This window comes from Kitasatospora sp. MAA19 (assembly GCF_029894125.1).
Lineage (GTDB): Bacteria > Actinomycetota > Actinomycetes > Streptomycetales > Streptomycetaceae > Kitasatospora.
Genome location: NZ_JARXYZ010000018.1, coordinates 19,061 through 43,939 on the forward strand (window position 1 = coordinate 19,061; position 24,879 = coordinate 43,939).

Below are 24,879 nucleotides of genomic sequence, written 5' to 3' on the forward strand. Positions count from 1 at the left end.
ACGTCTCCCCAGGGCACGTCGTCCTGGCGGGTGGGGCGTCAGTGGATGTGGATGCCGCCGCTGGCGGTGGTGACGGTCAAGGAATGAGCGGCGTTGTGGTCGCTGGGCACATCGACCTGCGGTGTCGTACCCGTGGTGTGGGTGGTGACGTCGTAGCCTGCGCCCGAGGGTGCGGAGAGGTCCACCGCGCCGTCCTTGGCAGTCACGTTCACGGCGGCGGGAGCAACTGCGAAGGTGGCGTCGACCGCGCCGTTCTCGGTGGTGATGTCGGTTTTCCGGGAGGCGGCGTCGCGACGGTGATGCCGACGTATCGACGGTGGAGGACAACTGACGTAGCGATGACGGAACTCCTTGCTGCCGGGACGAGCGTTTTGCCTCCCCAATTCCCTTGGTGACGCCAGGGCTTGGAATATCCGAGCCCACCGCTGAAACCTCTGGATTCACGCTATTCGCCGCTTGGCCGACGCTGCCACGAGGCCAGCCCACGTAATGACGGTAGGGATAACCCACCTACGGCAGCGCCACGACGGCGGCGGCGTACGAGAGGCCGGCGCCGTAGCCCAGGAGGAGCGCCAGCCCGCCCGAGCGGACCGAGCCGGCGTTCAGTAGCGCCTCCATGGCGAGGGGGATCGACGCCCCCGAGGTGTTTCCGGTGGTGACGACGTCTCTGGCGACCACGACGTGGTCCGGCAGGCCGATGCCCCGCGCCAGCCCGTCGATGATCCGCAGGTTGGCCTGGTGCGGGACGAAGGCCTCGAGGTCGGCGGCCCGGACTCCTGCGGCGTCCAGGGCCTGCTGGGCGACCTCGGCCATCTTGTAGACCGCCCAGCGGAAGACCTTCTGGCCGTCCTGCCTGAGCGCGGGCCACCGCAGGTGGGGGTCGTCCCTGAGTGCGTCCCAGGGGACGGTTTGGGAGATTGCGTCGGCCTGGGAGCCGTCCGCGCCCCAGACCACCGGGCCGACGCCGGACATGGTCGCGGGCCCGAGGATCACCACGCCTGCGCCGTCCCCGAAGATGAAGGCGGTGGACCTGTCCTCGTGGTCCAGCAGGTCCGTCATCCGCTCGGCCCCGACCACCAGGACGTGCCCGCCGCGGCCGCGGACCATGTCCGCGGCCAGGGAAAGGGCGTGAACGAAGCCCGCGCACCGTGCGGAGATGTCGAAGGCGGCCGCCCCGGTGGCGCCGATGCGGTGGGCGACCTCGGTCGCGACGGCGGGGGTCTGTTTCAGGTGGGTGAAGGTTGCGACGATGACGCAGTCGAGGGCTGCGGGCCTGATGTCGGCGGACGCGAGGGCCTTGTCCGCCGTGATCTCCGCCATGTCGGCGAGGGATTCGTCGGAGCCGGCCCACCGTCTCGTGGCGATGCCGGAGCGGGACCGGATTGACCACGACCTCCAGGCCGTCGCCCTCCGCGCCCACCAGTGCCGCCGACGGCACCTCCGCCCCGGAGAACGCCACACCGCTGATGTCAGCGCCGTGGATCCCGTGCAGCCGGGCCGCCGGGAGCGTGCGGAACTGCGCCGGGTCGAGCCTGCGCTTGTCGACCAGCAGCACGCTGAAGCCGCGCGCTGCCTTCCGGCGCGGTCCGGGCCAGGACGCACAGGAGGTCGCCCCGGGTGGCATTGTTGATCAGCCGCTTCTCGCCCGACAGCGTGTATCCGTCGCCGCGCGGCTCGGCGAGGACCTCGCCCGCGAGCAGGTCGCCGCTGGTGAAGCCCATCTCCGCACGGACGGCCGAGAACATCCGCCGGACGTTGGCGTGGGTGAGCAGGACGCCTTTGGGCTTGCCGGTGGAGCCGGAGGTGCAGATGACGTACATGAGGTCGTCGGGCGTGCCGACGGGCTCCGGGTCGGTCCCCGGCCGGGCGGCGATCGCGTCGCGGTCGTCGGCTTCCTGGGTGTAGACGTGTTCGACGAGTTGGCGCCAGGTGCCTGTGGGGCGGGATCCCGGGCGCCAGCCTCGCCTGGATCGAGGACGGGCGGACCGTCGCGGTGCGCGGCTTCGGCTCGGTCGACGCGGCGGGCCCCGAACCGGTCACCCCGGAGACAGCCTTCCTGGCCGGCTCGATCAGCAAGCACGTGACCACGGTGGCGGCGCTGCGGCTGGCCTCCGACGGGCTGCTCGACCTGGACCGGGACGTCAACGGCTACCTGTCCGAGTGGCGGATGCCCACCGAGCCCGGCCACCCCGCCACGGCCCGGATGCTGCTGTCGAACCTGGGCGGCCTCGCCGACCGTCCGCAGCTGTCCGACGGCTACCACCGGCACGACGTGGTGCCGAGCCTGCTCGACGTGCTGCACGGCCGGTCTCCGGCCCGGACGCCCGCGGTGGAGCTGGCGCAGCAGCCGGGCACCGAGTTCCGGCAGAACTCGCTAAACTTCTCGGTCCTCCAGCAGGCGATGACCGAGCTGACCGGCGAGTCCTACCCGGAGCTGACCCGCCGGCTGGTGTTCGAGCCGCTGGGCATGACCGGTTCGAGCTTCGACCCGTGCTGGCCCGACACCGAGGGGCGGCCGTTCGCGCACGGCCACGACGCCGACGGTCGGCAGGTCTCGGCCGGCTACTACGCCAACCCGGAGCCGGCCGCCGGCGGCCTCTGGACCACGGCCGCCGACCTGGCCGCCCTGGCCGCCGAGCTGCGGCGGTGCTACCTGGGCCGGGAGCGCGGGCTGGTGGCGACCGAGCTGGTGCGGGAGATGCTCACCCCGCAGTCGGGCCGCGCCTACGGCTGGAGCACCATCCTCGACACCACCGGTGGCGACCTGGAGTTCGGCCACGGCGGCCAGGCGTACGGCTACCAGGCGATGACCTGGATGCGGGTGCACTCCGGGCGCGGCCTGGTGATGCTGAGCAACGCGGTGACCGGCCGGGAGCTGATCAGGCACCTGATCGCCACCGAGCTGTCCGGGCGGATCCGGCTGACCGGTGAGTGGCAGCGGGCTATCGAGGAGGCCGTGGGCCGGGAGCGGGGTGGGACCGCGTAGCCGCCTCCGGTGCCGTCCGTCCGGGGCGGTCGTGACCGAGCACTCGGTCGCGGCGGCCCCGCCGTGCGTCAGGGATACGCGTGGAGGGGCGGCCGCAGCCCGGCCGCCCGCGGCCCGTTACGAGCGGCGCGGGGTCCGGGCGCTCTGTGACAGCGACACGCAGATGACGGAGGTGGCGGCCCACACCGGGGGGACTGTCCACGGGCTCCACCACATGAGCGCCAGCGAGACGGCCGCGGCCGCCAGCAGCGCGACGGTGACCGGCAGCACCACGTCGCGCCGGTACCGCCTCAGCTGCTCGCCGAGGACCTCTTCGACGATCTCGGCGACCCGGTCGTCGATGGTGTCCCCGTAGTGCACGAGGAACTGCTCGATGTCGTCGGTCCTGCCGGCCGGGCAGGGGCGGCCGGCGGCGTTCGAGTGTCGATCGGTCATGTCCCCACGATGTCGCACCGAGCGGCGCCGGGTCGGCAGCGTGAACCCACCGGCCGGACGGGGGGTAAACCCTACCCCCCGCTGGTGGGCTCTCCTCGCTGTCGACGGGTGGTCGGGTTGGGTACCGTCCCCTTGTTGAATCGAGGCGCGGACGGTGACCTGGTCGCCGCCCGCACTGCCCACGAGAGCGGGTCCGAAGCAGTTGACCGAGAACATCGCCGGCCGTGCCACCGGCAAAGCCTGGAGGGACGCTCGGCCACCCCGCGAGGTGGTGCCGGGCAATCCGCTGCGCGCGCTGGCCTCCCCCGTGCTGTTGCGGGCGTCGATCCACCTGGCACTTGACGGTCTGGTGGCGCTGGCGGGACTGGCCGTGCTGGTCGTGCTGGTCGTCGCCGTCTGCCTGGCGCCGGCCGGCCTGATGGGTCTGCCGCTCACGGTGGCGGCGGGGTGGGCGCTGTTCCGGCTGGCCGCCGTCGAGCGCGCCCGGTTCGCCGTGACCTGCGGGCTGGAGCTCGACGAGCTGCCGGCGCCGGTCTGTTCGTGGCGGTTGGCCAAGTCGCTGCAGTCGCTCGTCCACAACCTCTGCACCTGGCGGCTGATCGGCTACTTCGTACTGCTGATGCCGGTGGCGGTGGTGACCGTGGTCGGGGTGGCGCTGATCTGGGCCGTGCCGCTGACCCTGGTGCTGCTTCCGGCCTACTACCGGGGCCTGCCCGGCGGGCAGGCCCAGCTCGGGCCGTTCGTGGTGGATTCCCTGCCCCGGGCGCTGCTGGTCGCGGCGGTGGCGCTGCTGGTCGGCGCGGTCCTCTCCCCGCTGATCGTCAAACTCCTGCTGGCGCTGAACACCGCGCTGGCCGTCGCACTGCTCTCCCGGCCCCGCGGCATGGAACTGGAGCAGCGGGTCATCGATCTGACGGAGAGCCGAGCCCGGGTGGTGGACGCCGCCGAGGCGGAGCGCAAACGGATCGAGCGGGACCTGCACGACGGTGCCCAGCAACGGCTGGTGGCGATGTCGATCACCCTGGGCCGGGCCAGCTCACGCTTGAAGAAGTCCGGAGACCACGAGACCAACAAGCTCGTCGAGGACGCCCGGCAGGAAACCCTCAGCACCATCACCGAGTTGCGCAACCTGGCCCGTGGCCTGCACCCGCCGGTGCTGACCGACCGCGGCCTGGAGGCGTCGCTCTCCGCCGTCGCCGCGCTGGCTCCGGTGCCGGTGCGCCTTGACGTCCTGGTGGAGCCGCGCCCCTCCTCCACCATCGAGGCGGTCGCCTACTTCACGGTGACCGAGGCGCTCACCAATGTGGCCAAACATGCTCATGCCACCCGCGCCTGGGTGGAGATCCGGCGGGAGGGCGCCCGGTTAAACGTTAAGGTCGGCGATGACGGGCATGGCGGAGCCGACCTCGCGGCCGGCACGGGTCTGACTGGTCTGGCGGACCGGGTGTCCGGGGTGGACGGGCGGTTCCGGCTCAGCAGTCCGGTGGGTGGACCGACCGTGATCGAGGTGGAATTGCCATGCGGGTAGTGCTGGCCGAGGACTCCGCGCTGCTGCGCCAGGGCATCGAACTGCTGCTCAGCGAACAGGGGATCGAGGTGGTCGCCGCGGTCGGCGACGGGGAGCAACTCCTGCGCGCGGTGGCCGAACACCGGCCGGACGCCTGTGTGACGGACGTCCGGATGCCGCCCACCTTCCTGGACGAGGGCCTGCGCGCCGCACTGGCGGTACGCGCCCGCTGGCCGGAGACCGGCGTCCTGGTGCTCTCCAACTACGTCGAGGAGCGCTACGCCATCGACCTGGTCAACACCAATGACAACGGGGTCGGTTACCTGCTCAAGGACCGGGTATCGGACGCCGAGGAGTTCGTGGACGCGCTGCGCCGGGTCGCCGCGGGCGAGACGGTCCTCGACCCGGAGGTGGTCAAGCAGTTGCTGGCCGGCAGCCGGCAGCGGGATCCGCTGTCCACCTTGACGCCGCGCGAACGGGAGGTCCTCACGTCCATGGCGGGGGGCCGTTCCAACGCCGGGATCGCGGCCGATCTGGTGATCGGCACGGCGGCGGTGGAGAAGTACATCCGCAGCATCTTCGTGAAATTCGATCTGCAGCAGGAAGCGGGAGACCACCGCCGCGTGCTCGCCGTTTTGCGCTACCTGGGAGCTTGAGATCAGTACCACACCGATGAAGCGCCGCGGATGCCTCCTCATAGGGCTGGCCGTCCTCGCCGCGGTGGTCGCCATGGCCGCCAGTTGGATCGTGATCGACTTGCTTCCGGCGCACCACCGGTACAGCGGCAACTGGCAGCAGGACGCGGCCGGCGCCAGCCAGGTGACGGTCCAGGCCGACGAACTCGGCGTGACGCTGAGTCAGGACGGCTCCTCGCAGGTCACGGTGGCCATGAGCGGCAGCTACACGGGCCATGTCCCGCAGGTCTCCGTCACCCGGTCCGGGTCGGACGTCACGGTCACCGCCGGCTGCTCCAACGACTGCTCGGGGCACCTGCAGATCACGGTGCCGGCCGGCCTGGCCGCGCAGGTGAGCACCGGGGGCGCCGGGATCCAGGCGAAGGGCCTGACCGGCCGGCTGGATCTGACCACCGGGCGGGGCGGGGTCGAGGTGGACCAGTCGTCCGGCCCGCTGACCGTGCGGAGCACGGACGGCGCGGTGACCCTCGCCAACAGCAGCGCCCCCAACGCCGAGGTGACCACCGACGGCGCGGTCAGCGCCTCCTTCACGGCAGCACCCGCCTCCCTGAAGGTCACCACGGGCTGGGGCGGGGTCGACCTCAAGGTGCCTCACGACGCCACCTACCACGTCGACGCGCAGAGCTCCTGGTCGTCGCCGAGCGTCTCGCTGCCGAACACCGCCACGGACGCGCCGCACAGAGTGGTGGTGAAGACCACGCGCGGCGACATCATGGTCCACTGAGCACGCCCGTGCCACTGAGCACGCCCGTGCCGCTGAGCACGCCCGTGCCGCGAACGACGGTGGCGTCCCCGGGAGATCCCGGGGACGCCACCGTCGTTCGGACGATCAGCCGGCGACCAGCGAGGGGTCGACGACGATCTTCGCGTGCCGCTCCGGCTCGCCGAGTTCGGTGATCGCCCCGGCCAGTCCGTCCGGGCCGGTGACGCCGGTGGTGACGGCACCGGCGCCGATCCGGCCCTCGGCGATGTCCCGCAGCGTCTGGCGGTACTCACCCGGGCTGCCGCCGAACGACCCGCGGATGTCCAGCTCCTTGCCGGCCACCCACGGCCTGCAGCACGTCTTCGCCGATCGCCAGGGCGACACCGTGTTCGCCGCCGTCCTCTTCGTCTCCCATGCCCGGCTGCGTGACGCCGAGGCGGCCACACTCGCCGTCGGCACCGCCTACCAGCGCACGGGCGGAGGACGGTTGAGTCATCTCGCCGCCACCCCGGTGCCGGGGTTCGACGACCTCCTGCGCTCCGGCGACCAGCCGGACGACCAGAACTGACCGCCACGCGCCGGCGGCTCGAGGACGCCCCGGGGCTCCGGCACGGCAACACCCTGCCATGGCAACAGCATGGCGCCGGTATTCGCTCACGTGTCCTCAACAGCCTGTCACCACGGAATCGCAGGCCGATCAAGGCCTGGGAACCAGGACCGAGACACTCGCACACCACGGCCCGCGGATCACTCTCGACACACGATCCGGGGGACCAGCGGCATGAACACCCACGCACGACGGGCCAACCTCGCGGCCGCGGCCGCCGCCGCACTGGCGGCGATCACCCTCACCCTCGTCGCGCCCGCCATCGCATCCGGAGTCAGCGCCGCCGCGCAGCCGCGGGCCGCTGCCGCCCCGGCCGACACCACCGGCACCACCACCCCGCCCGACAACAACGGCTGGGACTGACAGGTGGGTTATCCCTACCCCGGTTCGGTGGGCTGGCAACGTGTCCGGCCCGGCCGAACTGCTGTTGGCTGGAGGGCAGATGGTCAGTGCAGGGCGGCGCAGGTGCGCCGCCCCGCAGCGCCACCGCGAACCACCGGTGAAGGCCACTGGCCAACGGCGGCATCCACATCCACTGAGCGGGCACCGCCGCCCCACGCCGACGACCAACGTTGGAGAAGAACCATGCGCCACCCCTCCTCACCCCTGCGCGTCCCGTTCGGCAAGGCCGGCATCTGGGCCCTTGCGGGCGCCTCGGTCGCGGCCGCGGCCACCGCCTGGTGGGTGACCGACTCCGCGCCGTACCCCTACGCGCAGCACCGACTGCTCGACCTGCCACTGCCGTTCCTGTCCTGGGAGCGGCTGGCCGAGCAGCTCCAGCCGCTGCCGGGCGAGCGGATGCTGGAGATCGGTCCCGGCACCGGGCTGCAGTCGCTCCAGGTGGCGCCCCGGCTCGGCGCCGACGGCCGGCTGGACATCGTCGACATCCAGCAGGAGATGCTCGACCACGTGATGCGCCGGGCCGCCGGATCCGGCCTCGACACCATCGTCCCCACCCTGGTCGACGCGCGCGAACTCCCCTTCGATGACGCCACGTTCGACGCCGCCTACCTGGTCACCGCGCTGGGCGAGATCCCGGACGTCCCCGCCGCCCTGAGCGAGCTGCGCCGGGTCCTCAAGCCGACCGGTCGCCTGGTCGTCGGCGAGTTCTTCGACCGCCACCAGATCCGCCCGGCGACCCTGGCCCGGCACGCCAACGCCGTCGGCCTGCACGTCATCCGGCAGTCCGGACCGGCCCTGGCCTACTTCGCGCTGCTGCGGCCGTGCACCTCGGGCTCCGATGGCCGGCCGCACGCCGGTGCCGCGGACCGGCGTGCGGCCACCATCGGCTCCTGATCGGGACCGGAGGACCGTCGTGAACAATCCCGGTATCCGGCGCGCGGCCGAGAGCGAGTGGGGCCTGCTCTACCGCCGGGCGCGCGCCCGGCTGCGGGCCAGGGGCGCCGCCGCACTGACCCTCACCGTGGTCTCCAGCTGCCTGGTGCTGCTGTTCGCGGCGGTCGACGAGTTCCCGAGCGGGGCGGCCTTCGTCTCCCGGATAGGCGTGGTCCGGGCGACCGAGCCGTGGGACGTCGCGCTGCTGCGCTTCCCGGTCTCGATATTCGTGCCGGCCCTGGACCTGCCGGTCTGGGGGGCGCTGGCCCAGGTGTTCGTGGTCTTCGCGATCGCCGAGCTGACCCTCGGCCCGTGGCGCACGCTCGCCGTCGGGTACACCTGCTCGCTGGTGGGCACCTGCTACGCGCGCTTCGGGGTGTCCCGGCCGCCCGGCCACCTGCTCCACCTGCCCGCCGCATTCGCCCACGTCCGGGACACCGGGCCGTCGGCGGCCGTGATCGGACTGGGCCTGCTGGTCGCCTGGCGGTTCGGGGCACGCTGGACCGCGCTGGGCGTGGTGCTGCTGACGGCCGCGATCACGGCGGTGGACCCGGAGTTGGCGGGTTACGAACACATGGCCGCGCTGGTGACCGCCGCCTTGCTGCTGCTCGCGGACGGGGTCGCCCGCAGGCTGGCCGCCCGCGGTGCACACGGCTCCGCCGCCGTGGCACCCCGGCCGCGGTGACCTGACCGGCGACCGGGGCGGCGACGCTCACGCCCGGCCGGCCCGCTCGCCCCGACCGCGCAGGCACCACTCGATCGAGCACCGCCATGGCGCTGTGCAGCTTGTGACCGGCCTGCCAGAACGCGATGCTGGACGGGCCGTCGAGCACATCGGCGGTGACCTCCTCGCCGCGGTGGGCGGGCAGGTCGTGCATGAAAACCGCCGCCGGGTAGCGGGCCATCAGCGCGGCGTCGACCTGGAAGGGCGCGAAGACCTCCCGCCAGTTCGGGTCGGGCTTGCTGGTGCCGGTGGTCTGCCAGCGGGTGGTGTAGACGACGTCGACCTGGTCGGGCAGGTGGGCCAGGTCGTGCCGCTCGGTGACTGACGCACCGTTTCCGGCGGCGAGTTCGCCGGCCCGGTCCAGGTAGTCCGTCGGGAGCCCGTAGCCGGCGGGGGTGCGCAGGTGCAGCTCGGTGCCGGGGAAGCGGCTGAGCGCGAGGGAGAGCGCGGTGGCGGTGTTGTTGCCCTCGCCCAGGTAGAGCACCCGCGCCATTTGCTGACGCTGCGAGGTCGGCAGAGCGTCAGGCTCCCGTTCGACTATCTCGGTGCAGATACGACTGCCGGACCCAACTACACGGGGCAGCCCGCAGTGGTGTCCTACTACGGCTGAGCCAACTCCACTGCCGCGCACATCTCCTCGGCCCAGATACGCCGTGGATCGAGGTGCAGTTCGTTCTGCATGAGGCAGTCCGCCACGAGCGTGCCCACCGGATTGCCGCACGCGCACAGCTGGTTCGGGCCGTACATGCCGCTCGGTCCGCAGCAGCCGATCCATGGCTCCCGTTCGGGGGAGTCGTGGAGTGCGACGGCGTCGTCAGGGTGGAGGACCACCGTGTCCCTCGGGCCTGCCGACTTGAGAAACGCACCATTGCGGACCACGGTCATGTTCGCCATCGCGGCGACCGCTTCCTGTGGGTCGTCGTTCGGGATGAACGGTGCGCCGAACCGTGCGCGGCTGTGGTGCTGGTGCCGCCCAGCCGCCTCGTCCTCCGAGTCGTCTTCGAACTCCGGCTCCTCGTCCTCGTCGTCGAGTTCGGCGTACTCGTCCTGGACGGGCCAGCAGTCGTGGATGCCGGAGCGGAGGTCTTCGAGGAGGTCGCGGGCCGGCCGCCGAGGGTCCAGCGGGGTGAGGCGGATGCCGGTGGGTTCGGCGTCCGCTTCCTCAGAGTCGGCATCGGCGTAGTCGGCGATCATCGCCTCGGCCTCGTCGAGCTGTACGCCGAAGACGGCCGGGTCGGGCAGGATGCCGTCCGCTACCTTCATGGCGTGGCGCACCAGTTCGGTGACGGCGCCGTAGGGGGAAGCACCGTCCTCGAGGAGCTTCAGGACGTGGGCGGGCGGCTGCGCCTTCCAGGGCGGTTCCAGCCGCTACCGTGTCACCGCGGATCGGTCGGACGTGCTGCGCTGAGCAGGGGACGAGCCTCCGCCCGGCCCGTGGGTGGCGGTGCTGCCGGGCGGCTGCCTTGGTGGGGTCTGCGCGGCCGGGCAGCATTGCAGGCGGGCGCGGTCAAGGGATACGAGCGGGGCCCAGGTGTCCGCCGCCCGAGGCTGGGCCGGTAGTTGGCTTCGTCCGGCCTGTCGATGGGCGGCCGGTCGGCCCGGCCAGCGGGTCGGCGAGTAAGTGGAAGGCGGGGCCCGGGAGAACTCCCTGTCCGCGGCTCGGACGGTCTGCGCGGCCATGGCGTACAGCTCACGGCCGACCGGGGTGCCGCGCGGCGGCATCGGGGGGAAGCCCGTTGTTCCGCGCGGCACCCGCCCCTTTCCTCGGGTTCCAGACCCGAGGGCCAAGGTCCGGCCTGGAGTTCGGGGCCTGCGCAGCTGGCGCAGGGATCTTGCGGGGCTTGGCAGTCTCGGCGACCGGGATGGTGAGGGTGAGCACGCCGGCCTCGTAGGCGGCGGTGATGCGGTCGGTGTCGAGGGCATCGCCGAGGAACAGCTGCCGGGAGAAGACCCCGAGCGGGCGTTCGGAGAGCTGGATCTCGGCGTTGTCGCCGCGTTCCGTGGGTCGGCGCTCGGCCTTGACGGTCAGCACGTTCTGCTCGACGTCCAGGTCGATCGCGTCCGGGCTGATGCCCGGCAGGTCGAACTGGACGTAGAACGTGTCGCCGTCGCGCCAGGCGTCCATCGGCATCGCGGACGGGCGCGACCACGTGCCGGTTGTTCCGAACACCTGCTGGGTGATCCGGTCCAGCTCGCGGAAGGGGTCGGTGCGCATCAACATCGTCGAGCATCTCCTCGTCGAATCAACGGGCAACTTCGAGACACATCCGTCTGGGCATGTCACCTTCTCAGAGAGTGCTGGCGCATGTCGCTGAACGGCTGAGAGGACGGATGATCAGGCGTACTGGTGAACAGGTGACCTTCAGAGGTCGGGCCATCGGCACCAGGTGCCCCGCGCGAACGGGCGGTGGGCCCAGCGGCGCGGTTGCGGGTGGCGGTCGGTGCGCCGATCGCCCGGCAGTCCGTGGGTTGGCGGCCGGATCGGGCCCTGCCGACGCCATGGCCTGCGGCCGGTGCGGAACCCTTGGTGGTGGGGTGCCGGCCTCGCCGGGCTCACCCCGCCGCGGGAACGGCCTGGCCGATCGTGTCGGGCGACTGGTCGGCCGCGCCGGTCTGGACGGTGATCTTGCGGCGCCGGGAGGCCGAGGCGATGGGGACGGTGATAGTCAGGACGCCGTCCTGCAGGTGGGCCGCGATGCGGCCCGGGTCGAGGCTGTCGGCCAGCTGGATGCGGCGCTCGAAGACCCCGTGGGCCCGTTCGGCGTGCTGGGTGCGCACGCCCTCGCCGCGCGGGGTGGACCGGCGTTCGGCCTTCACGGTGACCATCCGGCCCAGTGCTTGGACCTCGATCCCCTCCAGCGGGATGCCGGGCAGGTCGAGCGCGATCACGAAGCGGTCGTCCTCGCGCCAGGCGTCCATCGGGATCGGGGCCGGCTGGGACCAGGGCCTGGGGGGCGCCTGGTGGGTCACCGCAGTGCGCACGGACATCGTCGGACACCTCCGGTCCAGAAGGGCTTCGGGTGGTTCGCACCGGTGCGGCGCGACACGACCCGTTGTAGCATGTCATCCAGACGATGACAAACACCCAGTCAGCGAAAGAGTGACGACATGGAGACGCAGGACACCGGCGCAGCCGGGGTGGGGCCGCCCTCGTTCCTGGCCGCCGCCGCCGCGCTGGGCATGATGGACGCCGCCGCCCGCACCGCCCGCCACGCACCCCAGGACGACGCAGGCCAGGCCGATCCGCAACAGGCCCTTTCCGCACTCCTGCTGCTGCGCCACCTGCGCGAGGAACTCGCCGGCTGGGAGACCGGCCTGATCGAGACCGCACGCGATGCCGGCGCCACCTGGGCCGACCTCGCAGAACCGCTGGGAGTCCAGAGCCGCCAGGCCGCCGAGCGCCGCTATCTGCGTCTGCGTCCCAACGCGGACGCAGGCACCGGGGCGGGCAGCACCGGCGAGCAACGCGTCCAGGCCACGCGCGACCAGCGCGCCGCCGACCGCGCGGTGACCACCTGGGCCCGCGACAACGCCGCCGACCTGCGCCGCCTCGCCGGCCAGATCGGCGCCCTGGACGGCCTCAGCACGCAAGCGGCCCCCGCCATAGAACGCCTCCTGGACGCGCTCGGCAACAACGACCCCGCCCGTCTACTCGCCCCGCTCGCCGAGACCCGGCCCCTCCTGGAGTCGGACCACCCGAAGATCGCAGACCGCCTCGATCAGCTCACCGCCCGGGCCGACCAGCTGCGCGCCGACAGCGACCGGCAGCGCCGCACACCCCCAGCCGGCCCGTGACCAACCCGAGTCACGCCCCTGCCGGTCCGCGACCCGCACGCTGTGGACCGGTTTACCGCCGTAAGCCCGCACGAGGCGCCTGCCCCGGCACGCGGGGCGCGAGTTGACGCCTGACGGTTCTCGGCGTGCAGACCGCCCGTATCTTCCGGACCGTGACGGCCGCGCCGTCCCCGACCCCAGCCGACTCCCATGACTCCAGCCGACCTGCAGCAGCTGCTCATCGAGCGTGCCCTGGGCATACCGGGCATTGCCGGTGCCGGCAAGCATGACGACGACAGCCCCTACGGACTGACCGTGGCCCTGGAGGGCGGCGGACAGGTGTGGTGGACCATCACCGGCACCAGCAGCCCCGCCCCCACCATCACCACCGGAGAGGCTGACGGCGCCGAGAGCGTGGAGGCGCCGGACCTGATGGGCTCGTCGGTTCCGGTGGCCCTCGTCGAGCAGGCCCTGGTCGCCGCCGCCATCGCGGCCGACGACCCGGCCGGCGGGATCGTGCGCGTCGACCGGTACAGCACGCTCCCGGACCCGCCCGCCGTCCGCTACGGTGCGACGCTGGAGTGCCGCGACGGCTGGAAGCTCTTCCTGTCCTGCTACGGCACCGCCCGCCCCGGCCACACCCGCCCCGAGCAGCCCTACCAGCCCCTCAGCCACATCTGAACACCCCCGGGGCCGGCCACGCAGCACACCGGCCGGCCCCGGCAGCTTGACCGGATACGAACCCTTTCCACCACTCGAAGGAGACGCCTCCCGTGGCCAGCCCGACCCAGACGCTGGAGTTCCAGGCGGAGACCCGCCAGCTGCTGCAGCTGGTGATCCACTCGATCTACTCGAACAAGGACATCTTCCTGCGCGAGCTGATCTCCAACGCCTCCGACGCCCTCGACAAGCTCCGCCTGGAATCCCTCACCGACACCGACCTCGCGGCCGACACCTCCGACCTGCACATCACCCTGGAAGTCGACCGGCAGGCCCGCACCCTGACGGTGCGGGACAACGGCATCGGCATGACCCGCGAGGACGTCGTCGACCTGATCGGCACCATCGCCAAGTCCGGCACCGCCAGCCTGCTGGCCAAGATCAAGGAGGCCAAGGACGCGGACGCGGCGCAGAGCCTGATCGGTCAGTTCGGGGTCGGCTTCTACTCGGCGTTCATGGTCGCCGACAAGGTCGCCCTGCGCACCCGCCGCGCCGGCACCGAGCAGGGCACCGTGTGGGAGTCCGACGGTGAGGGCACCTACACGATCGCGGAGGCCGGCGATCTGCCGATGGGCACGTCGGTCACGCTGCACCTCAAGCCGGCGGACGGCGAGGACGGGCTCGGCGACTACCTCGCCGGGTGGAAGATCCGCCAGATCGTCAAGCAGTACTCGGACTTCATCCGCTGGCCCATCCGCATGGCCGCCGAACCCGTCAGCGCGGACGCCGAATCCGGTGCCGTGGACGAGGCCGTGGACGGGGCCGCAGGCGCTCCGGAGACGCTGAACTCGATGAAGGCGCTGTGGGCCCGCCCGCGCCGCGAGGTGACCGAGGCCGAGTACAACGAGTTCTACCGGCAGATCAGCCACGACTGGCAGGACCCGGCCGAGACGATCCACATGCGCGCCGAGGGCACCTTCGAGTACGAGGCGCTGCTGTTCATCCCCGCCCACGCCCCGTTCGACCTGTTCTCCCGCGACACCAAGCGGGGCGTGCAGCTGTACGTCAAGCGTGTGTTCATCATGGACGACTGCGACGCGCTGATGCCGAACTACCTGCGGTTCGTCAAGGGTGTCGTGGACGCCCACGACCTGTCGTTGAACGTCTCCCGCGAGATCCTGCAGCACGACCGCCAGATCACCGCGGTACGCCGGCGCCTCGTCAAGAAGGTCCTCGGCGCACTCAAGAGCACGCAGGCCACCAACACCGAGGCCTACCTCAAGCTGTGGGAGCAGTTCGGCCGGGTCCTCAAGGAGGGCCTGATCGAGGACCGCGACAACACCGAGGCGCTGTTGGAACTGGTCAGCGCCGCCTCGACCAACGATGCGGAGAAGCCGACCACGCTGCGCGAGTACGTGGAGCGGATGAAGGACGGCCAGGACACCATCTACTACCTGACCGGCGAGAACCACCAGATGGTGGAGAACTCCCCGCACATGGAGGCCTTCACCGCCAAGGGCTACGAGGTCCTGATCCTCACCGACCCCGTCGACGAGGTCTGGACCGACCAGATCCCCACCTTCGACGGCCACCGCTTCCAGTCCATCGCCAAGGGCCAGGTCGACCTCGACCACGACGCCGACGGCGACGTCAGCGACGAGGCGAAAGCGGAGAAGGCCCGGCGCGAACAGGACTTCGCCGACCTCCTGGCCTGGCTTGAGACCACCCTGGCCGAGCACGTCAAGCAGGTCCGCCTCTCCACCCGCCTGACCACCTCGGCGGCGTGCCTGGTCGGTGACGCCCACGACCTGACCCCCACCCTGGAGAAGATGTACCGGGCCATGGGCCAGGACCTCCCCTCGGTCAAGCGCATCCTCGAACTCAACCCCACCCACCCGCTCATCAGCGCCCTCCACCAGGCCCACCAGGCAAAGCCCGACGACCCGGCCTTGGCCGACATCGCCGAACTCGTCCACGGCAGCGCCCTGCTCGCCGAAGGCGGCGACCTGCCCGACCCGGCCCGCTTCACCCGCCTCCTGACCGACCACCTCACCCACACCCTGTAACCCCCGCCGGGGTGCGGCCCGCCGGACGCCCGACCAGCCCGGCCGGCCGCACCCCGCATCGTGTTCGGCCGTCCCCGCCCGGCGCACGCCGCAGGGAAGGGTCTGAGGCGCTGCACACGAGTCGCATCGAACCGGGCGTCCCGCCAGAGCCGAGCCCGGCCCCGGCTGGACGCGCGTGCAGCGCCCGCCTCGGCATCCACGCCCCTGTTGCACCGCCGCCATCACCCGCTTCGGCCGCCAGACGCGGAAGCCGGCCACCCGAGAGACAGAAGCGTGTACCAGTACACCGACCGCAAGAACCGCACCCTGGCCGACCGCGTCAACGCCGTCGCCGAGCGCCGCCCGGACGAGGGCACCGAGCAGGACCGCGCCGCCGCGACCGCGCTGCTCGCCGACATCCTCCACGCCGCGGCGAAGCACGGCGTCACCCTCGACACCTTCGACTGGGTCACCGACTTGCCCGGAAACCGCTCCGCCGCCGTCGTCTCCCCTCTGCACGCGCGAACCACCCAGTGGGCCACGGCCAGCTGAACTCGACGAGCCGGGCTACGCCTCACCGTCCCCTTTCGCCGACGCTTCGCGCACGATCCTCACCCGGTGCGGACGGTGCGCCCCGGGGGCCCGCCTATCTGCGTGCGCCTCGCCCGCGGCCCAGGCGCACGCCGCCGAGCACCAGGGCTGCGACGAACAGCACGGCACCGATGACGAGCAGCCACAGCAGGCCCTTCACGAGAGCGCCGAGGAAGCCGAACACCACGGCGATGAGCAGGATGAACAGGAACAGGGCCATGCCGCTGCCTCCCTTGGTCAGTCGTTGCGCTTCAGGGCGCCTTTCACCCGGTCCGCGGCGCCTTGTACGGCGTCCCTGACGTCGTCCGCGGCCTGCCTGAGCTTCGACCCGACCTGGTCGGCCTGGCCCTCGCCCTTGAGTTCCTCGTCACCGGTCAGGTCACCGGCCTTCTCCTTCGCCTTGCCGACCAGTTCCTGCGCCGTGTTCGGCAGGTCGCTCATCGGTTCCTCCAGTCGTCCGCCAGGCGGCGCAGCCGCACCGCCCCTTCGCCACCCGTTTTACCGATATTCGCCCTTTCATGCGCGCGGAACGGGATCAGCGGCCGTCCTGGCCGGTGCGGGGTCAGGCGGGGGGCTGTTCAGCCAGCGGTGCGTCCGGGACGTTCGGTACTGCCGGTGGCCAGCCGTTGCGGGCAGGCTCTCAGGCGGGCTCGCGCCGGTTGCGGCGGGATGGCCGGAGGGCCTGCGGGCGCGGGGAAGGCCTGCGGGGCCATGTCGTGGCGGAGGGCGTCGACTCTGGCCAGGCAGGCGTCGATGGTGGCGATGGCGTCGCTGCTGTGCTCGCGGATGCGGCGTTCGATGGCGGCGAGCCGGTCCTCGATGTGCTGCCGGCGCTCCTCGGCGGTGGCGTCAGGTGCGTCGTTGGTCGCTGTCATGGCGGAGGCGGTCGGTGTGGTGGGTGAGGTCGTCGAGGCGGGCGGCGAGCGCGGCGGCGGCGAGGAAGGACGCCGGTCCTGTGGGCGGGCTGCCTCCGGTGGCCAGCGGGTCGGGCCGTCTGCCCATTGGTGTCACTTCTTTGGTGACTCAGGGATTTGTCATCGGATAGATGACATGTTAGAACAGTTTCAGGTGAAGCGCACTGGCTCCCATCGATCAGTGGAGGTGTTTCGCGATGCTGATGCGCACTGACCCGTTCCGCGAACTGGACCGGTTGACCCAGCAGTTCCTGGGCACGAACGGCACCTGGTCCCGGCCGGCCCCGATGCCGCTGGACGCCTGCCGTGTCGGCGACGAGTACGTGATCTGCTTCGACCTGCCCGGGGTGGACCCGCAGGCGATCGACATCGACGTCGAACGGAACATGCTGACCGTCAAGGCCGAACGCCGCCCCCGCCACGAGGGCGACAATGTGAAGTGGGAGCTGTCCGAGCGCCCGCTCGGCGTGTTCTCCCGCCAGGTCATGCTCTCCGACACCCTCGACCCCGCCGGGATCAGCGCCGACTACGACGCCGGCGTACTGACCCTGAAGATCCCGGTCGCCGAAAAGGCCAAGCCCCGCAAGATCGCCATCAGCCACAGCGGCGACCGCAAGCAGATCCAGGCCTGACCGGCCCCACGGACCGCCGTCCCGCACCGCCAACCCCCGGGCCCTGCGGGACGGCCACCCCAGCCGGACGACCCGCCCGGCCCCGCGGTCCCCGGCACACCACGGGCCGACAGCGAGAGACCACCATGCGCGATCAGGTCCAGGTGCCCTTCGTGGTGAGGGCCGGCGGCGAGATCGACCTCGACACCGCCCCCTCACTGCGCCGTGCTCTGCACGCCGCGCTCGAGTCGCACCGGGAGGTGGTGCTCGACCTGTCGGAGGTGACGTTCATGGACTGTGCGGGCCTGAGCGCCCTCGTCCAGGCCCTCAACCAGGCCGACCGCTTCGGCGCCCGTCTGGTCCTGCGCGGGGCGGGGGAGTGCGTGGTCCGGCTGCTCAAACTCACCGGCCTGCACCGGCGCCTGACCGTCGAGCCCTGACCGGGCACCGTTCGCACCGGCTCCTCGGGATGGAGGGAGAACCGCGGTGACTCTTCGATGGGAGGCGTTCCTGGAGGAGGTCCGGGAGCGCGGCGAATACGACACACCCCAGGAGGCCGAGCTGGCGGCGCGGGTCGTCCTGGCCCTGCTCGGCGCCCACCTGGTCGGCGACGTGCGCGCCGAACTGGCCGCCCGCCTGCCCGAGACCCTCGCCCTGATCCTGCTCAACCCGCTGCAGGCCGCCGAGCCGCTCAGCCCCGAGCGGTTCGTGCGCGCGACCGCGGCCTGGATCGAGGGCGCCACCGAGACCACCGCCCTGTGGGACATCGGCGCCGTCCTGTCCACCGTGGCCGACGCGGCCGGCGACGACCTCACCGAGCGCGTCCTGCTCCAGCTGTCGCCCGGCTACGACCTCCTGTTCGGCCGGCCCCAGCCCGGCCGCCGCCCCTGAACCCGTCCGCGCCACCGCCCCCGCCTGGCCGGCCCCGCCCCGGAAGGCCACCGCCATGACCCGGTACCGCCTCCTTCTCCAGCACGTCCGCACCCTCGGCCGCTACACCTGTGACGAGGAAGCCGAACGCGTCCTGCACGCCGTCCTGGCCGTCCTCGGCAGCCAGCTCACCGGCGAGGAACGCTGCGACCTCGCCGCGGCCCTGCCCGAACGCGCCCGCGCCGTCTTCGCCTCGCAGATCCCGCTGCCCCAGCCCGTTGCCGCCCCGGCCTTCGTCGAAGCCGTCGCCCGCGCCCTGAACACCAGCCTCACCAGCGCACGCTGGGACGCCTCCTCCGTCCTGGCCGCCCTCGCCGACCCGGCCGGCGACCGGCTCACCGACCGAATCCTCGCCCACCTGCCCCGCGGCTACGCGCTTCTGTTCGGCCGCGCCGACCTCACCGCCGCGGCTTGACCAGGGCGGCACCACCGTCGTCGGCCTCTGCGCGCAGGCCGACGACGCAGGACCGCTACCGCCCCCTGCCGAGTACCCGGTTCAAGTCCGGCGCCACAGTGGTGCGCTGCGACATCCGCCTCGGCAGGTGCGCTCCGTCCAGCCGTACCGGGCACTGGCGGGCACCGGCACGGTGCTGGAGCTCGCCTACTGGACGGGCATCGGCTCCCCTCGCCCCGACCACTCAGGGCGAGCGCGCTGCGCACCACGACGCCAGGCGCAAGATCGATCTGAACGCCCTGGTCGGGCAGGTCCGCTAGTGCGTTCCGGCAGGAGTCACCTCTACCCGTGGGCACCAGGTGGGCGGGCGGTGTCGAGGGCGTCGCGCAAGGCGTACAGGTCGGTGATGGTGGCTAGTTCGGCGAAGCGGGCCAGCAGCCGGCGGACAGTTCGGTTGTCGCCGTCGCGCACGGCCTCGGTGATCGCTTCGATCAGATCCGCCTGTCCGTTGCGGGCTGTCTCTGGTGCTGTGGGCACCAGGTGTTCCACTGCCGCCTCCATGCGGGGTGTCGCTCGTTTCTTCGGGCGCGCGGCGGCGGCTCGGGGGGTTGCCGCCGCCGCGCAGCGGAAGGCTACCTTACTCGCGGGCGCCGCAAAATCTATGCGCGCTGGAGTAGACATTGCCCGTGGGTGGGTCTAACGTTTCTCTCGTAGACAGCAGTCGGCGATACCGGCCAGACACGAACTGGCCGGGGTTGTTGGACAGAAGTTCGCGGTTCGGTCCGGCAGTGGAGTTCCGAAGCCAGGCAGGTGCAGGACGGCGACGGGGCCGGCTGCCGGACCGGGTGGGCCGTCACGGCCACCGACCAGCAGTACGCAGTTCAGTGAGTGCGGTACCAGCAGTACGCAAGTGACAGTTCAGTACAGAGGATGAACGGAGGGCGCAAGCGCCATCAGGATCGCCCGGCCCGTGAACACTCGTCCGGGCGGACACCGCAGACCCCAAGGCAAGGACGGTGGTTTCCGGTCACGCATACGCGATCCCCGCACACCCCTCCCCCGGGGCAGTGCGGCAGTAACAGGACCGGCCCAGGCCGGTAGATGGTGTTGTTCCCCTTCGGGGCCCCGGGCCGACACGGCCCCGGGGCCCCTCGACGCGTTCTCCTCGAGAACCAGAGAGGTGCAGTGACTACAACGGCCAGCCCCGACACACCCGACAAGCTCGACGACGACGACTACCCCGCCTACACCATGGGCCGCGCCGCCGAGATGACCGGCACCACCCCCGGCTTCCTACGAGCCCTCGGCGAACACCGCCTCATCACCCCGCTACGCTCCGACGGCGGCCACCGCCGCTACTCCCGCTACCAACTACGCATCGCCATGCGCGCCCGCGACCTCGTCAACCAGGGCACCCCCATCGAAGCGGCTTGCCGCATCGTCATCCTCGAAGACCAACTCGAAGAAGCCCTGCGCCTCAACGAACAACTCCGCCGCGCCCAGCACGACCAGGAGCCCGCCGCGGACACCTGACCGGACCGGCAACCTGGCCCACAGCTCCTTCCAGCCGTACGGCCGCCCGCCGCAGAGGCCAGATAGGGGGACGGCCTCGCGCCGCACGCTCTGGCCGTCGCCTCGTACGGCAACACCGCAGCGCGGCACAAGACGTGGCGGCTGGAGGGCGCGGCCGGGCTGGACCCCGCCGGCCAGGTGCTCGGGATGGTCCGCTCAGAGAGGGCGGCACCGCCCGGGGCGCCGGTGCCTTCGGCTCGCCCGCGGTGCCCTTCGTCTCTGCGGCCGGGGCCGTCAGCGGTCGCACCCCGACACCCGGACCAGCCGTCACGGCACCCGCTCAAGGCTCAGCGACTCCTTGGTGCGGGGACGTAGGGCGCCAAGCCGGGCGGCCTCTTGGCCTGCCGTGGTGGTCAGGAATCGGAGTAGCTGAGGTCCCCGGCCGTCCAGCTGCTGACGTCCTCGATGGCGATGCGGTACATGCCGCCGGTGTGGGGAAGCCCGAAGTCGCCCTGAAGGATCTTCGCCCGGTGGAGATGCAGATGGGTGGGCCGTGCCGGCGGGCCGTCGGCGGGCGGAGCGAAGAGAGCCGCGAAGGGCTTCAGGTGCTCCGAGGCCTGGAGGACCTCCGCCACCCGCTCCAACCACAGGGTCACCGGCGCGAGCCTGCCGGTGATCACGGCGCCGGGGACCACCACGGTCAGGGACATCTGATTGCTGTGCTCGGACTCGACCATCGCGGCGATGTCGACGAGCAGCCCGTCAGGGTTCGACATGCCTCCCAGAATAGGACACGGCCTTTGCGGCGCCCACGGGCCCGGGGCAGCGGCCATGGCGGCCACGGGCCTTGCGCCTGCTGCACGGCCGGGCGCTACGCGACGGCGACCTGACACGCCGATCGGCTGCGCCGCGGTGCAGGGCAGGTGGCGGCGGCCGTGAGGGCCGGGGCATCGCCCGGATCGCGCGGGCCGGCGGTGACGAGCAGGTCGGCTCCGAGGGTGGTGACGGTGAAGCCCGCGGAGCCGAGGACCTCCGCCAGGGCCAGCATCAGCGCGCCGCGGATGCCGCGGAACTCGGTGCGACCGGCGGCGTCGGCGGGATGCGGGCAGGCGTGGAGGGTCGGTCCGATCAGGTCCTGGCCCGGGCTCCACCCCAGCACCAGGCCGCCCCCCGGACGCTGCCGGGCGAAGAGCCCGGCCGCCTGCGACGGTGTCGGCTCGAACCCCCGGTGGGAGAGCACCGCACAGACGGACTCAAACAGATGTTTGTCATCCACGCGCAGAGTTTATCGCCTGCCCAGCCCGCACCCGCCCATCGATGACGACTCGTCACATTCCCTTCCGGCCATTGCCGGTGAGGCTACGGGGCCGGAGCGTCGGGTTCCCGTTCGACCCGGTCGGGGTGCGCACTCTCTGGACGGTGCGCCGACGCGACGGGCCGGGGGTCTACCGCAGGGTCCGCACCATGCGCGGCGCACTCGGCGGAGAACCGCGTGCGTCCTGGGTCAGAGTTTGAACATCGCGGTGTAGGGCTGGGTGATGCGTTCCCGCCGCGATCCGAAGTCGACGAGTACCGCGATGTCGCTGTCGCCTTCGACGCCGATGGCCCGGCCGAGGCCGTAGGTGTCGTGGGTGACGCGGTCGCCGACGGCGAAGTGCTTGCGCGGTGCTTCGATCCGGGCCTTGAAGGGGCTGGTGGGCAGGACACGGCGGACTGCTGCAGATTTCGTCATTCCCTGCAGTATGCGCCGAAAATCGCGGGAGCGGGTTTTCTCGGCGCACTCGATTTCGGAGCTGCGACAGGAATTTCGCGCAAGCCGTCCAGTGCGCCCCCGGATGGCGCCGGTGGGCGTGGTGCGTCGCTTTCGCGGGTCTGTCGCGGCGGGGGCGGGTGCTCGGCTCCCGCGCGACTCGCCCTCCTGGGGGAGCGAGTGGTCGGCGCCCAGGAGGCGGGATCCATGCCCAACCGGGCTGCCATGCATGCGTGTTGACGGGCCTGTCGCCCCGCACCCGGCGACCCCGGGGAAGGGACCGGGGCGGGACATCCGCCCGCGGCGGGCCTGGGCCTGCTAGAGTCGTTTTAGTTGCAGTAGTGGTTCCCATGAACTTTGTGTGCGCCTGCTGGTGTTTCGCAGGCGCATTTTTGTTTCCCGGCTCTTCCCCGGGTGGGTGCTCATCGCGGCGACTCGAAGCGCGCGCTGTGTGTGCTTCGGACAGCCCCTTGAAGGAGATTTCTTTATGGCTAATGGCACTGTGAAGTGGTTCAACGCGGAAAAGGGCTTCGGCTTCATCGAGCAGGACGGTGGCGGCGCTGACGTCTTCGCCCACTACTCGAACATCAACGCCAACGGCTTCCGTGAGCTGCTCGAGGGCCAGAAGGTCGAGTTCGACGTCACGCAGGGCCAGAAGGGCCCGCAGGCCGAGAACATTCGTCCGCTGTAGTTTTCTGCCACGGCACCCGCCTGGTAGCGAGGGGCCCGCACCGCGTACACGATGCCCGGTGCGGGCCCCTCGGCATTGCGCCACGACGCGCTTCCCCGGCTGTTTCTGGCCCCCTGGCTCCGCCACCGGCGGCCATCCCCACGCGAGACGCACAGCGCCGCGTCCGGATCGCCGCCCTGCCGTGACAGCTCACGGTTCGAGGTTCTCCGCTCCCGCCCTCCGCGGTGAGCGCCGACCGTAGGTGACGTGCCGCACGGTTCCACCGTCCACGCCCCGCTCCCCACGCTTTCGGCCCGTTCCTTGCGACCTCCTGCCGGCGCCTCGCGCTGCGGAGCTTCCTCGCGACGTGCCACCCCAGGAAGGTCTCACATGAACCGCTCCACTCGCTCCTCGTACCAGAACGCCAACTCCCGCTCCTCGGCCTCCTCCCGCTCCGGCGGCACCCACGGGTCCCGCTCCGGCGGCAGCTCCTTCTACGGCGACCGGCCCGCCCGCGGCCGTAGCGCCCGCCAGAGTTCTTCTCCGCAGGGCGAGTTCGCGATGCCGGTGAGCACCACCCCGGCGCTCCCGGCCGTCGAAGCGTTCGACGAACTGGACATGCCCAAGGCCCTGCTCTCCACCCTGACCCGCCAGGGCGTCACCACGCCGTTCCCGATCCAGGCCGCGACGCTCCCGAACTCGCTGGCCGGCCGGGACGTCCTCGGTCGGGGCCGGACCGGTTCCGGCAAGACCATCGCGTTCGGCCTCGCCGTGCTGGCCCGCACCGCCGGCCGGCGCGCCGAGCCGCGCCGCCCGCTGGCCCTCGTCCTGGTCCCCACCCGCGAGCTCGCGCAGCAGGTGACCGACGCCCTCACCCCGTTCGCCCACGCGGTGCGGCTGCGGATGGCGGCCGTGGTGGGCGGGATGTCGATCGGACGCCAGGCCCAGGCGCTCAACCGCGGGGCGGAGGTCGTGGTGGCCACCCCTGGCCGGCTCAAGGACCTGATCCAGCGCGGCGACTGCCAGCTGGACGGCGTCGGCATCACCGTCCTCGACGAGGCCGACCAGATGGCCGACATGGGCTTCCTGCCGCAGGTCACCGAACTTCTCGACCAGGTCGCCGAGGGCTGCCAGACGATGCTGTTCTCCGCCACCCTGGACCGCAACGTCGACCGCCTGGTGCGGCGCTTCCTCAAGGACCCGGTCACGCACTCCGTGGACCCGTCCGCGGGAGCGGTCAGCACCATGGAGCACCACGTGCTGCACGTGCAGAACTACGACAAGAACGCCACGATCGCCCACATCGCCTCCCGTGACGGCGGGGTGATCATGTTCACCGACACCAAGCACGGCGCGGACCGCCTGGTGGAGGACCTGCTCGCCAACGGGGTGAAGGCCGCCGCCCTGCACGGAGGCAAGTCCCAGCCGCAGCGCACCCGCACCCTGGAGCAGTTCCGCACCGGACAGGTCACCGCGCTGATCGCCACCAACGTCGCCGCCCGGGGCATCCACGTCGACGGGCTCGACCTGGTCGTCAACCTGGACCCGCCGGCAGACCACAAGGACTACCTGCACCGCGGCGGGCGCACCGCCCGGGCCGGCGAGTCCGGCACCGTCGTCACGCTCGTCCTGCCCAACCAGCGCCGCGAGATGGCCCGCCTGATGAACATGGCCGCCATCACCCCCGTCACCACCAGGGTCACTGCCGGCGACGAGGACCTGGCCCGCATCACCGGTGCCCGCGTCCCCACCGGTATCCCCACCGTGATCGCCGCCCCCGCCGTCGAACGCCCCCGCCGCAGCCCGTCCACGAGCCGTAACCGCCGCAGCCGCCCCGCCCACGCGGCCGGTGACACCCGCGCGACCGTCGCAGGCCGCGACAACCAGGGCTCCTCCGGCCGCCGCCGGGCACCGAGGCGCGTCGCCCTCGCCGCCTAGCAGGCAGGTGTGGGCCTGGACCGCCGCTGCGGTCCAGGCCCACACGACTCACCAGCGCGAAGCAGGAGTCCCTGCCCGCTCCGGCGGACCCCGCCGGC

At 71.7% G+C, this 24,879-nt stretch carries 34 protein-coding genes and 2 pseudogenes; 19 read left to right on the top strand and 17 right to left on the bottom strand.

The features are described from left to right. Positions 1 to 38 precede the first annotated feature (38 nt). The 3 genes from P3T27_RS24985 to P3T27_RS41035 form a co-directional block, all read right to left on the bottom strand. The gene (locus P3T27_RS24985) at positions 39 to 212 is read right to left on the bottom strand and encodes a hypothetical protein (protein ID WP_280682179.1); all 174 of its coding nucleotides are present in this window, start codon (positions 210 to 212) and stop codon (positions 39 to 41) included. 298 nt (positions 213 to 510) lie between these two features. Next, positions 511 to 1,461, bottom strand: coding sequence for a beta-ketoacyl-ACP synthase 3 (locus P3T27_RS24990; protein ID WP_348534129.1), 951 nt, complete (start codon positions 1,459 to 1,461; stop codon positions 511 to 513). 8 nt (positions 1,462 to 1,469) lie between these two features. After that, entirely contained in the window at positions 1,470 to 1,874 is a 405-nt protein-coding gene (locus P3T27_RS41035; RefSeq protein ID WP_348534132.1) for an AMP-binding protein, read from the bottom strand. Between the two features lie 71 nt (positions 1,875 to 1,945). Here P3T27_RS41035 and P3T27_RS25005 point away from each other — a divergent pair, with 71 nt between their 5' ends. Continuing rightward, the gene (locus tag P3T27_RS25005) at positions 1,946 to 2,986 is read left to right on the top strand and encodes a serine hydrolase domain-containing protein (RefSeq protein WP_280682467.1); all 1,041 of its coding nucleotides are present in this window, start codon (positions 1,946 to 1,948) and stop codon (positions 2,984 to 2,986) included. Positions 2,987 to 3,103: 117 nt separating this feature from the next. Here P3T27_RS25005 and P3T27_RS25010 read toward each other — a convergent pair whose 3' ends face one another. Further along, complete coding sequence (locus tag P3T27_RS25010; protein WP_280682181.1) at positions 3,104 to 3,421, bottom strand: hypothetical protein; 318 nt, start codon at positions 3,419 to 3,421, stop codon at positions 3,104 to 3,106. Between the two features lie 202 nt (positions 3,422 to 3,623). Between P3T27_RS25010 and P3T27_RS25015 the strand changes: the two genes are divergently transcribed. The 3 genes from P3T27_RS25015 to P3T27_RS25025 are packed head-to-tail and all read left to right on the top strand — an operon-like array spanning position 3,624 to position 6,347. Further along, positions 3,624 to 4,949: a sensor domain-containing protein gene (locus P3T27_RS25015; protein ID WP_280682183.1), complete on the top strand. Its 1,326-nt coding sequence runs from the start codon at positions 3,624 to 3,626 to the stop codon at positions 4,947 to 4,949. Next, on the top strand, positions 4,940 to 5,584 hold the full coding sequence (locus P3T27_RS25020; RefSeq protein WP_280682184.1) for a response regulator transcription factor: 645 nt from the start codon (positions 4,940 to 4,942) through the stop codon (positions 5,582 to 5,584). Before P3T27_RS25015 ends, P3T27_RS25020 begins: the two co-directional genes overlap by 10 nt. 16 nt (positions 5,585 to 5,600) lie before the next feature. Then, positions 5,601 to 6,347 (top strand): DUF4097 family beta strand repeat-containing protein, encoded by a 747-nt coding sequence (locus tag P3T27_RS25025; RefSeq protein WP_280682186.1) that lies wholly within the window; start codon positions 5,601 to 5,603, stop codon positions 6,345 to 6,347. A 105-nt stretch (positions 6,348 to 6,452) separates the two neighbouring features. Here P3T27_RS25025 and P3T27_RS25030 read toward each other — a convergent pair whose 3' ends face one another. Continuing rightward, positions 6,453 to 6,668, bottom strand: coding sequence for a hypothetical protein (locus P3T27_RS25030; protein ID WP_280682188.1), 216 nt, complete (start codon positions 6,666 to 6,668; stop codon positions 6,453 to 6,455). Between P3T27_RS25030 and P3T27_RS25035 the strand changes: the two genes are divergently transcribed. From P3T27_RS25035 to P3T27_RS25050, 4 genes are all read left to right on the top strand, one after another. After that, positions 6,646 to 6,894, top strand: a complete 249-nt coding sequence (locus P3T27_RS25035) for a hypothetical protein (RefSeq protein ID WP_280682190.1) — start codon at positions 6,646 to 6,648, stop codon at positions 6,892 to 6,894. The genes P3T27_RS25030 and P3T27_RS25035 overlap by 23 nt on opposite strands. Positions 6,895 to 7,107: 213 nt before the next feature. Then, the gene (locus P3T27_RS25040; protein ID WP_280682192.1) at positions 7,108 to 7,296 is read left to right on the top strand and encodes a hypothetical protein; all 189 of its coding nucleotides are present in this window, start codon (positions 7,108 to 7,110) and stop codon (positions 7,294 to 7,296) included. Positions 7,297 to 7,518: 222 nt separating this feature from the next. Then, positions 7,519 to 8,229 (top strand): methyltransferase domain-containing protein, encoded by a 711-nt coding sequence (locus P3T27_RS25045; protein ID WP_280682194.1) that lies wholly within the window; start codon positions 7,519 to 7,521, stop codon positions 8,227 to 8,229. A gap of 19 nt (positions 8,230 to 8,248) precedes the next feature. Next, positions 8,249 to 8,953, top strand: a complete 705-nt coding sequence (locus P3T27_RS25050) for a hypothetical protein (RefSeq protein WP_280682196.1) — start codon at positions 8,249 to 8,251, stop codon at positions 8,951 to 8,953. Positions 8,954 to 9,026: 73 nt separating this feature from the next. Here the strand turns inward: P3T27_RS25050 and P3T27_RS25055 are convergent. The 4 genes and pseudogenes from P3T27_RS25055 to P3T27_RS25070 form a co-directional block, all read right to left on the bottom strand. After that, positions 9,027 to 9,476: pseudogene (locus tag P3T27_RS25055) on the bottom strand (ornithine carbamoyltransferase); the annotation flags it as partial. Between the two features lie 116 nt (positions 9,477 to 9,592). Then, entirely contained in the window at positions 9,593 to 10,255 is a 663-nt protein-coding gene (locus P3T27_RS25060; RefSeq protein WP_280682199.1) for a hypothetical protein, read from the bottom strand. A gap of 565 nt (positions 10,256 to 10,820) precedes the next feature. Further along, positions 10,821 to 11,213, bottom strand: a pseudogene (locus tag P3T27_RS25065) (Hsp20/alpha crystallin family protein); the annotation flags it as partial. Positions 11,214 to 11,545: 332 nt separating this feature from the next. After that, positions 11,546 to 11,980 carry an Hsp20/alpha crystallin family protein gene (locus P3T27_RS25070; RefSeq protein WP_280682201.1) on the bottom strand — a complete coding sequence of 145 codons (435 nt, stop codon included), beginning with the start codon at positions 11,978 to 11,980 and terminating at the stop codon, positions 11,546 to 11,548. Between the two features lie 120 nt (positions 11,981 to 12,100). On the opposite strand from P3T27_RS25070, the gene P3T27_RS25075 reads away from it, so the two are divergent. The 4 genes from P3T27_RS25075 (at position 12,101) to P3T27_RS25090 (ending at position 16,023) form a co-directional block, all read left to right on the top strand. Next, the gene (locus P3T27_RS25075; RefSeq protein ID WP_280682202.1) at positions 12,101 to 12,787 is read left to right on the top strand and encodes a type III effector protein; all 687 of its coding nucleotides are present in this window, start codon (positions 12,101 to 12,103) and stop codon (positions 12,785 to 12,787) included. Between the two features lie 189 nt (positions 12,788 to 12,976). Further along, positions 12,977 to 13,447, top strand: a complete 471-nt coding sequence (locus tag P3T27_RS25080; RefSeq protein WP_280682203.1) for a hypothetical protein — start codon at positions 12,977 to 12,979, stop codon at positions 13,445 to 13,447. 92 nt (positions 13,448 to 13,539) lie between these two features. Further along, positions 13,540 to 15,492 (top strand): molecular chaperone HtpG, encoded by a 1,953-nt coding sequence (gene htpG / locus P3T27_RS25085; protein WP_280682205.1) that lies wholly within the window; start codon positions 13,540 to 13,542, stop codon positions 15,490 to 15,492. Positions 15,493 to 15,765: 273 nt separating this feature from the next. Further along, positions 15,766 to 16,023: a hypothetical protein gene (locus P3T27_RS25090; RefSeq protein ID WP_280682207.1), complete on the top strand. Its 258-nt coding sequence runs from the start codon at positions 15,766 to 15,768 to the stop codon at positions 16,021 to 16,023. Between the two features lie 94 nt (positions 16,024 to 16,117). On the opposite strand, the gene P3T27_RS25095 is transcribed toward P3T27_RS25090, so the two are convergent. From P3T27_RS25095 to P3T27_RS25110, 4 genes are all read right to left on the bottom strand, one after another. Beyond that, on the bottom strand, positions 16,118 to 16,282 hold the full coding sequence (locus P3T27_RS25095; protein WP_280682209.1) for a hypothetical protein: 165 nt from the start codon (positions 16,280 to 16,282) through the stop codon (positions 16,118 to 16,120). Positions 16,283 to 16,299: 17 nt separating this feature from the next. Continuing rightward, a complete protein-coding gene (locus tag P3T27_RS25100) occupies positions 16,300 to 16,503 on the bottom strand; it encodes a CsbD family protein (protein WP_280682211.1) in 204 nt (67 codons plus the stop codon). Between the two features lie 137 nt (positions 16,504 to 16,640). After that, on the bottom strand, positions 16,641 to 16,937 hold the full coding sequence (locus tag P3T27_RS25105; RefSeq protein WP_280682213.1) for a hypothetical protein: 297 nt from the start codon (positions 16,935 to 16,937) through the stop codon (positions 16,641 to 16,643). Then, the gene (locus P3T27_RS25110; RefSeq protein ID WP_280682215.1) at positions 16,912 to 17,064 is read right to left on the bottom strand and encodes a hypothetical protein; all 153 of its coding nucleotides are present in this window, start codon (positions 17,062 to 17,064) and stop codon (positions 16,912 to 16,914) included. The genes P3T27_RS25105 and P3T27_RS25110 overlap by 26 nt, the downstream gene beginning before the upstream one ends. Positions 17,065 to 17,173: 109 nt before the next feature. Here P3T27_RS25110 and P3T27_RS25115 point away from each other — a divergent pair, with 109 nt between their 5' ends. The 4 genes from P3T27_RS25115 to P3T27_RS25130 all read left to right on the top strand — a co-directional run bounded on the left by P3T27_RS25115 (position 17,174) and on the right by P3T27_RS25130 (position 18,932). Next, positions 17,174 to 17,608 (top strand): Hsp20/alpha crystallin family protein, encoded by a 435-nt coding sequence (locus tag P3T27_RS25115; RefSeq protein WP_280682217.1) that lies wholly within the window; start codon positions 17,174 to 17,176, stop codon positions 17,606 to 17,608. A gap of 125 nt (positions 17,609 to 17,733) precedes the next feature. Beyond that, a complete protein-coding gene (locus P3T27_RS25120; protein ID WP_280682219.1) occupies positions 17,734 to 18,027 on the top strand; it encodes an STAS domain-containing protein in 294 nt (97 codons plus the stop codon). 46 nt (positions 18,028 to 18,073) lie between these two features. After that, positions 18,074 to 18,478: a DUF2267 domain-containing protein gene (locus P3T27_RS25125; protein ID WP_280682221.1), complete on the top strand. Its 405-nt coding sequence runs from the start codon at positions 18,074 to 18,076 to the stop codon at positions 18,476 to 18,478. Positions 18,479 to 18,533: 55 nt separating this feature from the next. After that, positions 18,534 to 18,932 (top strand): DUF2267 domain-containing protein, encoded by a 399-nt coding sequence (locus tag P3T27_RS25130; RefSeq protein ID WP_280682224.1) that lies wholly within the window; start codon positions 18,534 to 18,536, stop codon positions 18,930 to 18,932. Positions 18,933 to 19,253: 321 nt separating this feature from the next. Here the strand turns inward: P3T27_RS25130 and P3T27_RS25135 are convergent, their stop codons facing one another. After that, positions 19,254 to 19,448 carry a hypothetical protein gene (locus P3T27_RS25135; RefSeq protein WP_280682226.1) on the bottom strand — a complete coding sequence of 65 codons (195 nt, stop codon included), beginning with the start codon at positions 19,446 to 19,448 and terminating at the stop codon, positions 19,254 to 19,256. Between the two features lie 714 nt (positions 19,449 to 20,162). Here P3T27_RS25135 and P3T27_RS25140 point away from each other — a divergent pair. Beyond that, entirely contained in the window at positions 20,163 to 20,444 is a 282-nt protein-coding gene (locus P3T27_RS25140; RefSeq protein WP_280682469.1) for a MerR family transcriptional regulator, read from the top strand. A 392-nt stretch (positions 20,445 to 20,836) separates the two neighbouring features. Here the strand turns inward: P3T27_RS25140 and P3T27_RS25145 are convergent, their stop codons facing one another. The 3 genes from P3T27_RS25145 to P3T27_RS25155 form a co-directional block, all read right to left on the bottom strand. Continuing rightward, positions 20,837 to 21,199 (bottom strand): hypothetical protein, encoded by a 363-nt coding sequence (locus P3T27_RS25145; protein ID WP_280682228.1) that lies wholly within the window; start codon positions 21,197 to 21,199, stop codon positions 20,837 to 20,839. A gap of 95 nt (positions 21,200 to 21,294) precedes the next feature. Next, entirely contained in the window at positions 21,295 to 21,699 is a 405-nt protein-coding gene (locus tag P3T27_RS25150) for a hypothetical protein (RefSeq protein WP_280682230.1), read from the bottom strand. A 228-nt stretch (positions 21,700 to 21,927) separates the two neighbouring features. Beyond that, entirely contained in the window at positions 21,928 to 22,155 is a 228-nt protein-coding gene (locus P3T27_RS25155) for a hypothetical protein (RefSeq protein WP_280682232.1), read from the bottom strand. 505 nt (positions 22,156 to 22,660) lie between these two features. Here P3T27_RS25155 and P3T27_RS25160 point away from each other — a divergent pair. Together P3T27_RS25160 and P3T27_RS25165 are read left to right on the top strand one after the other, a co-directional pair. Beyond that, positions 22,661 to 22,864 carry a cold-shock protein gene (locus tag P3T27_RS25160; RefSeq protein WP_099897249.1) on the top strand — a complete coding sequence of 68 codons (204 nt, stop codon included), beginning with the start codon at positions 22,661 to 22,663 and terminating at the stop codon, positions 22,862 to 22,864. 369 nt (positions 22,865 to 23,233) lie between these two features. Next, entirely contained in the window at positions 23,234 to 24,781 is a 1,548-nt protein-coding gene (locus P3T27_RS25165; RefSeq protein ID WP_280682240.1) for a DEAD/DEAH box helicase, read from the top strand. Positions 24,782 to 24,879 lie beyond the last annotated feature (98 nt).

Excerpts from the sequence above, each read along its gene's own strand:
- P3T27_RS25155 (WP_280682232.1), bottom strand. The coding sequence starts at position 22,155 with ATGACGAAATCTGCAGCAGTCCGCCGTGTCCTGCCCACCAGCCCCTTC.
- P3T27_RS25010 (WP_280682181.1), bottom strand. The coding sequence starts at position 3,421 with ATGACCGATCGACACTCGAACGCCGCCGGCCGCCCCTGCCCGGCCGGC.
- P3T27_RS25145 (WP_280682228.1), bottom strand. The coding sequence starts at position 21,199 with ATGTCGAACCCTGACGGGCTGCTCGTCGACATCGCCGCGATGGTCGAG.
- P3T27_RS25080 (WP_280682203.1), top strand. The coding sequence starts at position 12,977 with ATGACTCCAGCCGACCTGCAGCAGCTGCTCATCGAGCGTGCCCTGGGC.
- P3T27_RS25120 (WP_280682219.1), top strand. The coding sequence starts at position 17,734 with ATGCGCGATCAGGTCCAGGTGCCCTTCGTGGTGAGGGCCGGCGGCGAG.
- P3T27_RS25040 (WP_280682192.1), top strand. The coding sequence starts at position 7,108 with ATGAACACCCACGCACGACGGGCCAACCTCGCGGCCGCGGCCGCCGCC.
- P3T27_RS25020 (WP_280682184.1), top strand. The coding sequence starts at position 4,940 with ATGCGGGTAGTGCTGGCCGAGGACTCCGCGCTGCTGCGCCAGGGCATC.
- P3T27_RS25075 (WP_280682202.1), top strand. The coding sequence starts at position 12,101 with ATGGAGACGCAGGACACCGGCGCAGCCGGGGTGGGGCCGCCCTCGTTC.
- P3T27_RS25035 (WP_280682190.1), top strand. The coding sequence starts at position 6,646 with ATGTCCAGCTCCTTGCCGGCCACCCACGGCCTGCAGCACGTCTTCGCC.
- P3T27_RS25115 (WP_280682217.1), top strand. The coding sequence starts at position 17,174 with ATGCTGATGCGCACTGACCCGTTCCGCGAACTGGACCGGTTGACCCAG.
- P3T27_RS25165 (WP_280682240.1), top strand. The coding sequence starts at position 23,234 with ATGAACCGCTCCACTCGCTCCTCGTACCAGAACGCCAACTCCCGCTCC.
- P3T27_RS25045 (WP_280682194.1), top strand. The coding sequence starts at position 7,519 with ATGCGCCACCCCTCCTCACCCCTGCGCGTCCCGTTCGGCAAGGCCGGC.
- P3T27_RS25130 (WP_280682224.1), top strand. The coding sequence starts at position 18,534 with ATGACCCGGTACCGCCTCCTTCTCCAGCACGTCCGCACCCTCGGCCGC.
- P3T27_RS25095 (WP_280682209.1), bottom strand. The coding sequence starts at position 16,282 with ATGGCCCTGTTCCTGTTCATCCTGCTCATCGCCGTGGTGTTCGGCTTC.
- P3T27_RS25110 (WP_280682215.1), bottom strand. The coding sequence starts at position 17,064 with ATGGGCAGACGGCCCGACCCGCTGGCCACCGGAGGCAGCCCGCCCACA.
- P3T27_RS25060 (WP_280682199.1), bottom strand. The coding sequence starts at position 10,255 with ATGAAGGTAGCGGACGGCATCCTGCCCGACCCGGCCGTCTTCGGCGTA.
- P3T27_RS25105 (WP_280682213.1), bottom strand. The coding sequence starts at position 16,937 with ATGACAGCGACCAACGACGCACCTGACGCCACCGCCGAGGAGCGCCGG.
- P3T27_RS25100 (WP_280682211.1), bottom strand. The coding sequence starts at position 16,503 with ATGAGCGACCTGCCGAACACGGCGCAGGAACTGGTCGGCAAGGCGAAG.
- P3T27_RS25160 (WP_099897249.1), top strand. The coding sequence starts at position 22,661 with ATGGCTAATGGCACTGTGAAGTGGTTCAACGCGGAAAAGGGCTTCGGC.
- P3T27_RS25140 (WP_280682469.1), top strand. The coding sequence starts at position 20,163 with ATGGGCCGCGCCGCCGAGATGACCGGCACCACCCCCGGCTTCCTACGA.
- P3T27_RS25070 (WP_280682201.1), bottom strand. The coding sequence starts at position 11,980 with ATGTCCGTGCGCACTGCGGTGACCCACCAGGCGCCCCCCAGGCCCTGG.
- P3T27_RS25025 (WP_280682186.1), top strand. The coding sequence starts at position 5,601 with ATGAAGCGCCGCGGATGCCTCCTCATAGGGCTGGCCGTCCTCGCCGCG.